The organism is Neobacillus pocheonensis (genome assembly GCF_050477905.1).
Classification (GTDB): Bacteria; Bacillota; Bacilli; order Bacillales; family Cytobacillaceae; genus Neobacillus; species Neobacillus pocheonensis_A.
In genome coordinates, this window is record NZ_JBCNAD010000023.1 from 20458 (window position 1) to 34759 (window position 14302).

At 38.0% G+C, this 14302-nt stretch carries 9 protein-coding genes; 3 read left to right on the forward strand and 6 right to left on the reverse strand.

The genetic code is table 11. The features are described from left to right. Nucleotides 1-60: 60 nt before the first annotated feature. Together ABES02_RS13295 and ABES02_RS13300 are read right to left on the reverse strand one after the other, a co-directional pair. Entirely contained in the window at nucleotides 61-243 is a 183-nt protein-coding gene (locus ABES02_RS13295; protein WP_430135397.1) for a 4-oxalocrotonate tautomerase, read from the reverse strand. Between the two features lie 112 nt (nucleotides 244-355). Then, nucleotides 356-3415: an MMPL family transporter gene (locus ABES02_RS13300; RefSeq protein ID WP_430135399.1), complete on the reverse strand. Its 3060-nt coding sequence runs from the start codon at nucleotides 3413-3415 to the stop codon at nucleotides 356-358. Nucleotides 3416-3646: 231 nt separating this feature from the next. Between ABES02_RS13300 and ABES02_RS13305 the strand changes: the two genes are divergently transcribed. Continuing rightward, complete coding sequence (locus ABES02_RS13305) at nucleotides 3647-4207, forward strand: TetR/AcrR family transcriptional regulator C-terminal domain-containing protein (protein WP_430135401.1); 561 nt, start codon at nucleotides 3647-3649, stop codon at nucleotides 4205-4207. A gap of 317 nt (nucleotides 4208-4524) precedes the next feature. On the opposite strand, the gene ABES02_RS13310 is transcribed toward ABES02_RS13305, so the two are convergent. After that, on the reverse strand, nucleotides 4525-5979 hold the full coding sequence (locus ABES02_RS13310; RefSeq protein WP_430135714.1) for a DHA2 family efflux MFS transporter permease subunit: 1455 nt from the start codon (nucleotides 5977-5979) through the stop codon (nucleotides 4525-4527). Nucleotides 5980-6257: 278 nt separating this feature from the next. On the opposite strand from ABES02_RS13310, the gene ABES02_RS13315 reads away from it, so the two are divergent. After that, nucleotides 6258-6845, forward strand: a complete 588-nt coding sequence (locus ABES02_RS13315; RefSeq protein ID WP_430135404.1) for a TetR/AcrR family transcriptional regulator C-terminal domain-containing protein — start codon at nucleotides 6258-6260, stop codon at nucleotides 6843-6845. 235 nt (nucleotides 6846-7080) lie between these two features. Here ABES02_RS13315 and ABES02_RS13320 read toward each other — a convergent pair whose 3' ends face one another. Together ABES02_RS13320 and ABES02_RS13325 are read right to left on the reverse strand one after the other, a co-directional pair. Then, entirely contained in the window at nucleotides 7081-8115 is a 1035-nt protein-coding gene (locus ABES02_RS13320) for an electron transfer flavoprotein subunit alpha/FixB family protein (RefSeq protein WP_430135407.1), read from the reverse strand. Beyond that, nucleotides 8116-8943 carry an electron transfer flavoprotein subunit beta/FixA family protein gene (locus ABES02_RS13325; RefSeq protein ID WP_430135410.1) on the reverse strand — a complete coding sequence of 276 codons (828 nt, stop codon included), beginning with the start codon at nucleotides 8941-8943 and terminating at the stop codon, nucleotides 8116-8118. It abuts the gene before it with no gap. A 239-nt stretch (nucleotides 8944-9182) separates the two neighbouring features. On the opposite strand from ABES02_RS13325, the gene ABES02_RS13330 reads away from it, so the two are divergent. Further along, nucleotides 9183-9944: an SDR family NAD(P)-dependent oxidoreductase gene (locus ABES02_RS13330; RefSeq protein ID WP_430135413.1), complete on the forward strand. Its 762-nt coding sequence runs from the start codon at nucleotides 9183-9185 to the stop codon at nucleotides 9942-9944. A 77-nt stretch (nucleotides 9945-10021) separates the two neighbouring features. Here ABES02_RS13330 and ABES02_RS13335 read toward each other — a convergent pair whose 3' ends face one another. After that, nucleotides 10022-14161: a S8 family serine peptidase gene (locus tag ABES02_RS13335; RefSeq protein ID WP_430135416.1), complete on the reverse strand. Its 4140-nt coding sequence runs from the start codon at nucleotides 14159-14161 to the stop codon at nucleotides 10022-10024. Between the last annotated feature and the right edge of the window lie 141 nt (nucleotides 14162-14302).

A 14302-nucleotide genomic window follows, 5' to 3' on the forward strand; every position in this document is an offset into this window, starting at 1 on the left:
TTCCTTCGGCTTTGTGATGCTTTAGTTTGTGGCATTCCTGTCACTATTATAATTATCTACTTATTTTTCAACGGGCTCTCCCGCTTTTCCCCAATGAGTTTTAGGTATCTCGGTTACTAAGACTCTAATATTCTCCTTAGGCGAATCCAATGTTTCTGAAACTGTGTTCGTAACATTGCGAATTAATTCAGCCACTTTTTCTTTTGGTCTACCTTCCAACATCTGCACATGAATAATCGGCATAAAACCCCTGCTCTCTTTACAATTTTTAATCCCCTACATTAAATGACACTTCAACGAAACCCTTAACCGGAAATTTATATTTTTCCCACTTATATTACTTTTTCCTCAAAACCTATGTCATTCCCTTTTTTCTTGAAAATAAATTTCCAAGAGCTTCAGGAAGAGCAATCATCGCTGGTAAAAAGACAGGAAGCAGGATAAAGCAAAGCACTACAAGGCCTGTTATGACAGCTATTGCCAATTCAAACAACAGTAGTATTCCGGAAGGCATGAGTGTAGCAAAGGTTCCGCCAAGTATAATGACTGCGGAAATGATTACCCCACCTGTCTGTCTGGAAGCCAAAACGATAGCCTCTTTTGGAGCTAATTGTGGATATTCCTTAAACCGCATCATTAGGAATATACTATAGTCCACTCCCAAGGCAACAATAATAATGAAGGAGAAGAATGGAACGAAGGATGATATACCTTCATACCCCAACAAATCTATGAAAATATAATTGATCATGAACATTGCTGAATAGTATGCTCCTAAGAGAGAGCCCGTTATGAAAATCGGTATCCAGAAAGATCTGATAACAAAGAACAACACAAGTAATACTCCGATAATAACGATCGCAGTTGTTTTATTCAGATCCCTGCTCAAAATATTATTCATATCATTCGTAGTGGCACTTGATCCTGAGACACCAAACTTTGCCTGTGAAAGGCCTGTGCCTTTAAGTCCATCAGAAACAGTTGCATTGATTTTATCAATCGTCCTTAAAGCTTCTTTCGAATAAGGATCAGCTTTCAAGATAATCATCAACTTCGTGACTTTTCGATCATTTGACATGAACACATCTAATGATTTTTTGAAGTCCTTGTTTGTCAAAGCTTCCTTCGGAATAAAGAATGTTTTATTTGATTTAAATTGCGTTAAGAAACCATTTGTCTGGCCTAGTCCATCAGAGATTTGCTCCAATCCGCCGTTCACATCGGACAGCTTTTGCCCAAAAGTACTGAATCCATTCAAGCCATCCACAAGCTGTTGCTGACCTGATTTCATTTGTCCAAGCCCATTGGTTACAGTATTCATATTTGTTACGATTGTGCCTATTCCAGAAGATGCTTTCCCGAGGCCGCTTTCCAGTTTTTTCAAACCAGTTGCCATTTGAGATAAACCGCTGCTCATTGTTACAAGATTTTTATTGGCTGTACCAAAACCAGAAGTAACGGCATTATAATTTTCATTTAATGCTTTTATTCCTTCAGGCGTGATTTGACTTATAGAGGATGATAATTGATCTATTGTTTGCTTCAATGCTTGGTAATTAGCATCATTCCCCGAATCTGCATAACTATTTCCTAAAGCAGCCACCATGGATTGCATTTGAGAAAGTGCACCTTTTACGCCAAGAAGAGCATTTGCTGCATCTTGGTAGTGGGTTCCCATTTCTTTGTAACCAGCCTGCATTTTTCCATAATTATCAGCTAGCACTGCTACACCACTACTCATCTTTGACAGGTTCGTTTCGATTGTCGCTATACCATTGCTAATCGTTTGTGAATTACTTGACCCATCATTGATACCAGTTTGGATTTGCTTTAATCCACTGGTTAAAGCAGCCATACCATCTTGAAGCTTTGCCGTACCATCGACCATTTGACTAACCTTTGAAAAATCTGCTGATCCAAGCTTTTCTTGAGCCAGCTTTAATCCATCATTTATTTGATCCACACCATTTTGAGTTTTTGAAATACCATCCGTTACGGACCCCATTTGACTGTCAACATAGAAATCCTCAATTTGCTCGCCCTGTGGTTGTGTTACCGATGAAACCTGATCAACGCCTTTAATACTTTTGAGTCTTTCAGTTAAGTTATCAATTACGGCAAGAGATTCATTATTATCAAGGGATTTATTATATTCAATCGCCACATTAGCAGGCATAGCCTGGCCTTTACCAAAATGATCGGCAATTATATTAAAGCCTTTAGAGGAAGGATATTTATTTCCAAGTTCTCCAATCGTATCAAAGTTAAGCTTATCCTCATGTAAATAAACCATCGGCCCTATGATCAAAAAGATTAAGACTACTGGTAAAAGAGGATGTTTTGTTGCAAAGGAAGATGTTTTCCCCCAGAATTTGTTTTCCTTATGACCCAATACATTTTTAGAAGGCCAGAAAAGTTTTTGGCCTAAAACTTTCATGATAAAAGGTGTTAAGGTCAAAATTTCCAGTAAAAGGATCGTTACACCGATTACCACCACAACTCCGGATTTATAAATTGGTGATTCAGCGAAAACAAGAGCAAGAAATGCAATAAAAACAGTTAATATACTATAAGCAATCGTTTTACCCGCCGTTTTATAGGTGTTCACAATGGATTCATCTATAGAGTGGCCATGGGATAATTCCTCCCTAAACCGATTAAAAAGAAGAATATTGTAATCAGTACCTATCCCAAAGAGAATAAGGATTAAGAGCATTTGCGTAAGACTTGTAATCGGAAATCCGGCTTTATCAATTAATTGAGCTGCAATTCCCATGGAACAAAGATAGGAAAAGGCTACAGCCACTAAAGATACAAAAGGAGTAACTACCGATCTAAACGCAATGACAAGTACCACTAAAATAAAAATAACTGTCAATGCAGCACTTTTCTCCACACCACCCTGAGATGCTTTCAGATAATCATTATTGATAAAGTCTTCACCGCTTAAGTAGTATTCCACAGGAACTTTACTGAGTTTGCTATCCAGTTCTTTTTTGATGTCATCTACTTCTCTTGATTTCTTATCAAGCTTAAAACTGACCATAAGAGTTGTGCCATCTTTGGAAACTAAAGAGCTTTTGGCATCCGGCATGCTAAAAGGATCGATCATATCTGTAATCCCTAGCACTTTGCTACTATCGCTAATGGCCTTCACAGCGTCACCAATTTTGTCCATTTCACCATCTGAAATTTTATCTTTATTGTAAAAAACGATAAGATCGTTGGTCCCTTTAGCTTTATCAATCTTCTTTAAAATTTTATCTGCGATAACTGAAGGGCTTTTACTATTTGCTCCTTGCTGCCCTTTTTGTCTTAATATTGCATTGATATCTGGCTGAATGACTGTAAGCACAATAGTTGCGATTAGCCATATAGAAAAAATAGCCCAACGGCCCTTTATAATCTTTCTCACCTTGTATCCTCCCAGCGATTTTGTTTAAATTATTTATTTGCCCGCACAACACCACTAGTTATTATTTAAACACTCTGTTGATTTAATGGCACAAAAAAAGTATATTAAATCTAATTGCAGGTAACAATATGCAATTTAAAAACATGTGTTATTAAATAGACATTTTTTTATAATTTGTTCAATAAAAGCCAGATAGAAGAGATTTGGTTTTTCAAAAAGGAGGAGCATAATGTGGTTGGCGTAAAAGGGAACAGACGAACATTGTATAGCAAAAAAGTCATTATTGATGCTTTTTTAATGCTGCTCCAAGTAAAAGACTTAAATAAAATTACGGTTACAGATATTTGCAAAAAAGCAGATATTAATCGAGGAACTTTTTACTCTTATTACAATGATCCGTTTGATTTAATGAGAAGTATCGAGGAAGAAATGATAGAGAAAATGATGAATACCATTAATATTTCAGGGGACGAATCCCTGCAAAATATGCTTAGTGAAATTTTTAATTTGATTTCTGAAAATAAAGAGCTTTGTAAGATTATTTTTAATGAAAAAAATAGCTCTCATGTACTAAGTACTATTTTGAATTCTGCTTATGATCGAACAATTGAAGAAAGAAGAAAACAGTTTCCAAATGCAAATGAGATTCAATTAGATTATTTTTTCACTTATATAACAGGTGGAACGATTGAAATAATAAGAAAATGGATAAATGAGGATATGAAAATTCCTACGGAGGAAGTTGTACATATCTTAGAAAGTCTGTATGCTCCTAATCTCAATACTTGTTAAAAAATCAAGAAACCGTCAAGATTGATCTCGACGGTTTAAACACATTTATTAAGGAATGTATAAAATTAATAAGCGGTCCAACCTGCATCCCCCGTAATAACTTTTTGTGAAAAGTAAATCCGCCAAATATTACTCGGCCTTGTTGGCTACCCCACCCGTTTCTCCATCTAGATTTCGGTCGCCTATCGACCCTATTGGCTACCCAAACGGATACTCCTACTGGATTTCGGTCGTCTATCGGTCCTGTTGGCTACCCAAATCGCCACTCCATCTGGATTTCGGTAGCCAAGCGACCAGAGTTTGGATGTTGGTTATGGTTAGGTCGTTTCCAAGCTTTTTTGTTGTACCTTTCCTAAAGCGGCCTTAGGCTCTACCGCGGAAGCTTGTTTACCCTTCTTGATAAAGAAGGAAAGAAGTAAACCGATGATGCCGATTCCAATTATGACGAGATAGGCGTCATTAATCCCCTGTATAGTGGCTTCTTTAATAAGCTGCCCTTGGTTCAAGCCTTTAGCAGCTGCAGTAGGAATCATATCCTGCAAATGTGATTTCGTACGGTCCGACATTACGGTAACAAGAAGCGAAGTCCCAACGGCACCTGCCACTTGCCGAACGGTATTGCTTATCGCCGTACCGTGTGCATTTAAACTCTGTGGCAGTTGATTCAAACCGGCAGTCTGTAAAGGCATCATCATCAAGGCCATCCCAATACGGCGTCCAGTAGACATGAGAACCAAATAGATATAACTTGTCGAGTCCGTCAAGTTTGTAAAGCCAAGCGTTGTAATTATGGTAATAATCATTCCGATGACAGTTAGCCATTTTGCGCCAAAGCGATCGAACAGTTTGCCAGTAACCGGCATAAGTAATCCCATTATTAGCGCGCCCGGCAGAAGGAGAAGACCGGACTCGATAGGCGAGTAACCACGGATATTCTGAAGATAAAGCGGAAGCAGCATCATATCTGCATACATCACCATGGTAACTGCGATATTGATAATGGTTGTTAATGAGAACATATTGTACTTGAATGCACGCAAGTCAAGCAGTGGATTTTTCGACTTCAGTGCCTTCCATGAAAAAAGTGCGAGCGCCAGGATACCTGTAGCAATCGTACTTAGTACCTCCTTGTCTGACCATCCAAGGCTACCAGCCCGGCTGAAACCATAGAGCAATGCACCGAAACCAATAGTAGAGAGTGCGACACTTAAAATATCAAGTCTTTTCTTAATTGGCTCTGATACATTTCGGAGATAAATGAATCCTAATACAATAACAAGGATCGCAATTGGGATCATTCCGTAAAACATTGTTTCCCATTTATAGTTTTCAAGAATGTAGCCGGCAAGTGTAGGCCCAATCGCTGGGGCGAAAATAATCGCAAGCCCGACCATCCCCATGGCTCCGCCTCTTTTGTCAGGAGGAAAGATTGTCAGAATAACATTCGTAAGCAGCGGCATAATGATTCCTGCACCGGCCGCCTGAATCATGCGTCCGGTCAATAATAAAGGAAATCCCGTTGCTAAGCTTGAAACGACAGTCCCCGCTAGAAAGATAAACATGGAAGCCTGGAAGAGCTGTCGTGTGCTAAACCGCTGCATTAAGTAGGCGGTAATGGGAATCAAGACACCGTTTACCAGCATGTAACCTGTAGTTAACCACTGGGCTGTTGAAGCTGAAATTTTAAACTCAACCATGAGCTCAGGAGTAGCGACGCTCATTACGGTTTGGTTTAAGGTTGCAATGAAAGCACCTAAAATCATAATGAACATAATAGGCCCTTTTTTTATCGAGTTTGTGACAATTTTATGATTATTGTTCAATTTTCTTCTATCCTTTCTAAGGTGAATATAGACTTTTTTTACAATGTGTTTAATAATTAACATTGTATAAATTACATTATAAGTGGAAAGTTAGTTCTGACAACCGTCAATTTCTGAGAAAGTGTATATTAGTTATCATTCTTTTCAGGTTTTGTCGTAAATATCGAAGATAATAGACGGAAATAAAATAATTGTAAATTTACCAATAGAAGGGTGCATTAATAGAGATGGACAATAAAAATCCACGAGTAGATCCTCGGATCATTCGTACGCGCCAATTAATCAAGGATGCCTTAATAGATTTGATGCAGGAGATGGACATTAATAAAATAACGGTTAATCGCATCGCAGAACGCGCTACCATTAACCGTGTTACGTTTTATCTTCATTACAATGATATTCAAGACATGCTGGAGAAAATGGCACAGGAAATGGCCGAGGATATTGAGAGTATCATGAGGAGTACGACAACTAACCAAAATTCCTCTGAAGAAATTGGGTGGTTAAAGCTTGTTGCCCTGCTTGAGTACATTTCCGAAAATGCAAAATTCTATAAAGTCGTTCTTGGGTCCAGACGAACGCCAATCTTTACAGAGCGTTTGTTATCTATACTTACTGAAACCATAACCGAGAAAATTGAGAATAACGCCATACTCACTGCTAATGGCATTCAAAGGGATATTGCAATTTGGCACGGATCGTCGGCTCTAATTGGCACGATTTCGGCTTGGTTACGTAAGGATATGCCGTATACACCGCAGTTTTTGGCTAAACAGCTGTATTTGCTTTTTAAATTAAATAAGGAGAATAGATAATCAACATAAAAAAGCAGGGAATGTCATTTTTTTATGGGGGAAGCTTTATTAAAATGAAGTTAACAATTCAATTTTAAAGGCACACTAAAAAACCCCTTCCCTAATAAAAAATTAGAAAAGGGGTTGAACGGTTTTAATTTGTCTGTTTAATCCGGTAAATGAAGTTACAACCTTACACAGTTTACTTTTAAAGTTGGTTGTTTCTGTATTGAAGTTTCGCCCTGGCACTATTTTATCAACCTTGGCTGGTATTGCTTACCTTTTCCCTGGATAAAGCCTTTTTAAACTGTTCGATTAATACAGGAACAATTTCAAATGCATCGCCTACAATTCCATAATGACAGTTTTGAAAAATAGGGGCTTCTTTGTCCTTATTGATGGCAATGATTAAACCAGAGTTTTTCATTCCGACAATATGTTGGATAGCACCTGAAATGCCAATCGCAAAATAGATTTTTGGCGTTACCGTCACACCGGTTTGCCCAACTTGATGAGGGTGCTCAATCCAACCTGCTTCCACCACATCCCTGCTGGCACCAACCGCTCCACCTAGTGCTTCCGCCAATTGGTGGATTAACTGAAATCCATCAAAGCTCCCCAAACCTTTTCCGCCGGCAACAATAATGTCCGCTTCGTCAATTCGTACTTTTTTAACAGTCGCCTTTACGATTTCCAAAACTTTTGTGCGGATATCTTCTTCCTTTAGGGATATCGTTTCCTCAACCACCTTGCCTTTTCTCCCTGACTCCGGGGTCAGCGCCTTCATGACTTTAGCGCGCACTGTTGCCATTTGCGGCCTGTATTTTTTACATAAAATGGTCGCCATAATATTTCCGCCAAAAGCCGGCCTGCTCGCCAATAGTAACCCAGTTTCTTCTTCTACATCTAGCTCCGTCGTATCCGCCGTCAACCCTGTGGGCATATCGGTGGCTACTGCGCTTGCCAAGTCTTTTCCCGTCGAGGTGGCCCCGAAGAGGATAATTTCTGGTTTATATTTATCCGTACATTCCAGCAGCGCCCTCATGAAAGATTCGGTGCGGTAGTGTTTAAAGATGGGTTGATCATAAACATATACGGTATCTGCTCCATATTCAAAAACGGTTTTTGTTAAATGTTTAACATTTTCTCCGATTAGAATACCCGCCAATTCCACTCCCCGTTTGTCTGCCAACTTTCTACCGGCACCTAGTAGTTCTAGAGATACAGAAGCTACCACTCCATCCTTCTGTTCAATGAATACCCAAACACCTTTGTAATCTTGAAAATCCACTTACATATCCCCCTTTGCTTCAAACAGTTCTTTCTTTTCAAGCAGGATAGAAAGCAATTGCTCTACTTGTGACGCTGGGTTGCCTTCAAAGAATGTTCCCCCTGCCGGTTTTTGTGGTGCCCATACTTTAGAGACAATCGTTGGGGAGCCCTTCAAACCAAGTTGTTTAATATCTACCCCTTCTAGGTCATCAACAGACCAGATATGGGGCTTATATCTGGCAGCTTTGATCATGTTTGGAAGCGGAGAGTACGGTACTTCATTAATTGTTTTTTCAACAGAAAACAAACACGGCAAAGTGGACTTTACGACTTCATAACCTTCCTCTAACTTGCGATGGACAATGGCATACCCTTCTTCATGATTGATTTCCTCTACTTTGTTCACCGAAGTCAGCGGTGGAATATCGAGCCTCCTTGCTATTCCAGGTCCGACTTGCCCGGTATCTCCATCGATGGACATTTTTCCGCAAATAATCAAATCTACTGGCATCGTTTTAGAAATTTTTTCTATTGCCTTTGTCACAGCATAGCTTGTTGCCAATGTATCTGCACCCGCAAACCGGCGGTCCGTTATCAAATAACCCTCATCGGCACCTATTTCAATGCATGTTTTAATCGCGTTAACCGCGGGAGGCGGCCCCATTGTAACAACGGATACGATTCCCCCATATTTTTCCTTTAGACGAACCGCTTCTTCCACAGCATGAGCATCATATGGATTCAATATCGCAGGCGCTGTCCTACGGTCCATCGTGTTTGTTTTTGGATTCATCTTGATAATTTTGGTGTCAGGTACTTGCTTGATGCAGGCTACAATATGTAGCATCAAACCCCTCCTTTTAAAAAAAAGCATATGGTCCTTTTCTTAACCGCAAAAAGACACTCTCCGAATGTTTCCGGGTAAATGGCCTTTTTACGCCCGTTTACAATTACTTTATTAAAAGAGATGGACTTACATTCGAATTTTCTGACAAAATATAAGTAAATGTTGGCAATGAAAAGCATTTGAATAAATGGATAAAATAAAAAGAATAATTTTTTTCGTAAATTTAAGGAGGAATTCACTTGAAATATACCGTTATTACTGGTGCTAGTTCAGGGATTGGATATGAAACCGCTCTAGCTTTTGCCTCTCGGGGAAAAAACTTAGTCTTAGTAGCTCGTAGAAATGTAGAACTGGAAAAATTAAAATCAGAGATTGTAAAAATAACCTCAAACTTAGATGTAGTCATTATCGCAACTGATTTATCTGTTACTAAAAATGTTTACGATCTATACGAAGGTCTTCGAGATTATCAAATTGAAACGTGGATTAATAATGCAGGCTTTGGTAATTTCGCTACAGTTGGAAATCAAAATTTAAATAAGATAGAGACCATGCTCCATCTAAATATTGAAGCACTAACGATTCTTTCCACTCTATATGTCCGTGATTATTTAAATGTTGAAGGGTCACAACTAATTAATGTTTCATCAGCAGGGGGATATCGGATTATTGAAGATTCCGTTACGTATTGTGCAACAAAGTTTTATGTAAGTGCATTTACAGAAGGGCTTGCACAGGAATTAAAAGGACTTGGTGCAAAGATGAAAGCAAAAGTCTTAGCTCCTGCTTCAACTGAAACAGAATTTGCAAAGCATGCCTTTGGTCTTGAAGAATTTAGTTTAAAAGGTGTATTGCCAAAGTATCATACTGCAAAAGAAATGGCTGCATTTATGCTTAAGCTCTATGACAGTGAAAAAATATTAGGATATGTAAGTGGCATTACATACGAGTTTGAACTGAAAGACCCTGTTTTTCCTTATGTTGCAATCAAAAAGAACTAATTTGGATAAATAATTAATTTAAAAAAGACTATCGGCAATCCCGAATTTTTTCGAATTTGCCGATAGTCTGAACTCCATTAATAATTAAAACGATTTTTTAATTCTTCCAGAGTCAGTTCACCCACTTTTTCAACTGGCTTATTGGAGGTTGAGAAATAGGGATTTGATGTCATAAAATTCTTTTCAACATAGTTAAAGTCTAAAATGTCTACAACCCCGTTTTTATTTAAGTCTTCCTTTAATCTATCTCCTGTATTTCCTGCATTATTTGCCACCAACTTTGCATCATAAATGTCAATGACATTATCCCCGTTTACATCGCCTGCTGCTGCTGTATCCGTATATAGGCTATAGTAAATTCCTTGTACTTTTCCATCAATGGTTCTACTTAATTGTAGCTTTTTGTTGTATTGGTAATGCCCTGGAATATTGACCACCAATGTATATTCATCCGTAACTGCAGGAATATCCGTAATCGTCATATAACCATTTTCTGAAATAGATGCACTATATTTTTTACCTTTTTTATCAACAAGATACGCTTTTACACCAATCTTCGAATAGTCTAGATCATAATTTTCAAAGTTTACAGCTTCACCATGATAGTAGCCCTCTAACATGGAGTGCTGAGAGGTGAATTTAAATCGATCTGCAAAGGTTGGTAGCGTAACCTTACTACCAGAACTTGTTTGATAAGCTGATTCTTGATATCTGAATCCACTGTCTACGATGTAATTATGATCATCAATCACTTTTAAATTTATATCTAACAAATTAATATCACCATCAATTGAAACTGGTAATTTCGTTTTTTTGTCAGAAATATCTACTGCGAACGTTGAAATATTCGACCATATGTCTTTTGTTATTACTGGCTTTGCAACTCGAATATCCCAATTATTTTTCTTTGCCAAATCGTCTAATTGTTGTGATGGTTTAACGTCTACGACTTTATAGAAATTCGGAATATCGATGGTTACATTCGCACTTGTTAAATCTTTTCCGTTATGAACGGTAAAAGTATTTACAAATTCTGATCCAAGACTTACTCCCTTTGTTACCGGTTTTAACGTTGCATATTTGGTACCTTTATTGATCATCGTAAAGTCTGGGAAAGTCGGGTTTCCTGCAGTCGCATAGTCATACGTGTAAATTGCGATATTCGTTGGATAGTTCGCATATTCTTCTGGTAAAACACCGAATTTAAAGTCGCCATTTGCAGTAGGGATAAATTGTGCTGTCGGCCAATAAGAGTCTTGATAAGCATACACTGTATTCATTTCTTGTGTAAGATCATGACCTCTACTCTTCAAATAGTCAATGGTATCATCATGAATATTTCCGTGGACCCAGTACGCTGTGTAATCTTGTCCATCATAATTCTCGGTTGTTAAATCATCATTCGAAATTTCATGAAGTCCATATTTCTTATCAAATACTACAGTTGGGGCCGTATTATCGATCACCATGTCATTATCAATTTTATATGTTTTTCCATCTACCCCTGTACCGATATAAGAAACAATGTACTTCCCTTCTTTAAGTGGTTCATATTCAAGTGATAAAGGTTTATTGGGATCACCGGTGAAATATTTTACCTCACCAGAAAATCCGAAGAATATCATGTATTCAGTATCAACAGCAGCTTGCTCTAAATTAAACGTGCCATAATAACCAATTGGTTGCCCATTTAAGTCACTAACAACGACATCAATTGCTTTCATTTGGCTATTTAACTTGAAACTAACTGGTGTAAACGGCTCGATATATGGATGAAAGTTACTAAGATCATTCGTTATGGCATGTTTATAAAATTGTAGTTTTTCAAAACCAGGTTTCGAATAGCGAACATGGAATGGAATTTGATATTCTGAGGTTTTTGATTCATTTTCAATATAGATATAACCCTCATAGATACCAAATTCAGCATTAGCCGGATTGGATAATTCTGCATTAATAGACTTACTTTCATTCCCACCCACTTCAATTGACGACGGTAATTGAATCGTCACACCGCTCTTACTTGCGTCCCTTGATACACCGTCGATGGTTAAAAATTCTACTCTAGTATGATAGGTTTCTTTTTCACTGCTTTCATTTTTAATTTGGATCGAAGTTGTCCGATTTTGAACGTCACTTGATTGTGCGATACTGCCAAATGGCAGCGACCCAGAAATGTCATCAATCTCTTTTTTAATCCCTTCTTCATCCAAAGTAATGGTTTTATTTTGAACTTCTACTAGAGATGTATTGTGGACTGCCTCATAAGCATCTACACGCCCTGCCCCAACTTCATTCACATTGTAGGTACGCCCTTTTAAAGGATCGGCCGTATTCATTAACGCTGCTTTTACATCTGCCACTGTATAGTTTGGATGTGATTGTAATAATAAGGCTGCGATTCCAGCTACATGTGGTGTCGCCATTGATGTTCCACTTAAACTTGCATAGGCGCTAGAATAGTCGATACCCTCTTTTGGATTATTAATATATTCTGGAACGGTAGAAAATGTAGACACCCCAGGTGCTACAACATCTGGCTTTATATCAAAGTTATTATTTACTGGTCCACGTGAGCTAAAATCGGCTAACACATCACCCGTTGTCATATTTGAATGTAAATCTGATATTTTAAGTTTAGTAGTAGGATCCGCTTTTATTTTATCTGAAAGTTTTGCTCCATCACTTTGTAACATTTTAAAGGTTGGGACATATCCATAATTTTCACCCAAGAAAAACGGAATTTCCCCATCCTCATTATTGTATATCAACACGGCTACAGCACCTTTTTCGTGTGCACGTCGAATTTTTTCATCAAAAGATAAAGTACCGCGTGAAATTAATGCCACTTTCCCATCAACTGATTTGTCTTTATAATCCTCTTCCGCTCCAATTCCTACTTCAACCACTTCAAACTCTTTGTCCATTACTTTCAAATAATCCTTACCAAATCCATAGCCCATTAAAGTGTTTTGAACGGAAATATCTCCTAAACTTGTTTTAACAGTCGGAATATCCGTCGGCACATCACTTGCCCCAACAGTTATCGCAAGTGGTGAGGCACCTGGTGATCCCAGCGTACCGGGATTTGGTCCAGCATTTCCTCCGGCTATTACTGGAACGACACCTCTTAATGCCGCATTATTGATGGCAACTGATGTTGCATCGAGAGAATTATTTATCCCATTTCCTAATGATAAATTAATAACGTCCATCCCATCTTCTACTGCCTTCTCAATCCCTGCGATAACCCATGAATCCATCCCGGATCCATAATGCCCCAATACTCGATAGGCAAACAAGTCAACATTTGGAGCCACACCTGTCATGGCATATTCAACATTATTTTTGGGGTTTGACGCAATGGTCCCGGCAACATGGGTGCCATGCTCTGTTACAAATGAAATCCCATCGATAAATTCAGGTTCTCCTGAAGCTACTCGATCTGCTGGAGTGGATTCCATTGGATCGGCATCATTATCGACCAAATCATAGCCGCCTTTGTAAACATCTTTTAAATCGGGATGATGATAGTCAATCCCTGTATCAAGTACTCCTACTTTTATACCTTGTCCATTTATTTTTTCATCGTGTAATTTATCTACTCCTAGATGCGGTAGTGCAGGAGGTATTATTTTCGAGGTTGAATTTTCTTCATTTATGGACTCACTCTTTGGCAGACGGATCACATTATCTTTCCAAATGCGTTTCACGACACCTGTTTGAAGAAGCGTGTTAATTTGATTGGTTGGAATCGTCAAAGACATCCCATTAAATACATTTTCATATGTATTTTTTATTTTGAATTGTAAGGATTCATTTTTTGTTTCCTGGTTAGAATTCTTCTTTTCGAAAATTTTAGCCAAGCGATTTTTAAAGTATTCTTGTTCTTCTCTAATCTTCTCTTTTTTGTTTTTTGATTCGACCTTTGATTTTGTTTGTTGAGTACTCTCAACAGGGGATGTTTTAAGCTCTACAATGACATTGGCTGTCTTGTCTTTTAAAGACAGTAAACTCGGGTCAATGATAAAGCCTTCCTGTGGAGTTAATCGCTTTATTGACTGTCTTTGTTCCTCCGATAGTCCATTTAAAATCGATTCAGCAGAATTTGAGATCGCATAAGATTTATGCTGAGGTATTAAATTTGAAGTAAAAAGGGATGATGCAAGTACCCCTGTTAACATAACAGGCAGGAATTTTTTCTTTCTATCATTCATCAATAAACACTCCCTCTTTTAACAGCTTAAGAAAACGCTTGCAAAATAAAGAAAATTAAGAGAACATAAACAAAAACATTAAATCTACTAAATATCACCCTTTCTGTTAATAAATGAAAATTACGAATTGTTCGAATTAAT

Coding starts and splice junctions, on each gene's coding strand:
- ABES02_RS13315 (WP_430135404.1), top strand. CDS start 6,258: ATGGACAATAAAAATCCACGAGTAGATCCTCGGATCATTCGTACGCGC.
- ABES02_RS13335 (WP_430135416.1), bottom strand. CDS start 14,161: ATGAATGATAGAAAGAAAAAATTCCTGCCTGTTATGTTAACAGGGGTA.
- ABES02_RS13295 (WP_430135397.1), bottom strand. CDS start 243: ATGCCGATTATTCATGTGCAGATGTTGGAAGGTAGACCAAAAGAAAAA.
- ABES02_RS13325 (WP_430135410.1), bottom strand. CDS start 8,943: ATGCTACATATTGTAGCCTGCATCAAGCAAGTACCTGACACCAAAATT.
- ABES02_RS13310 (WP_430135714.1), bottom strand. CDS start 5,979: ATGTTCATTATGATTTTAGGTGCTTTCATTGCAACCTTAAACCAAACC.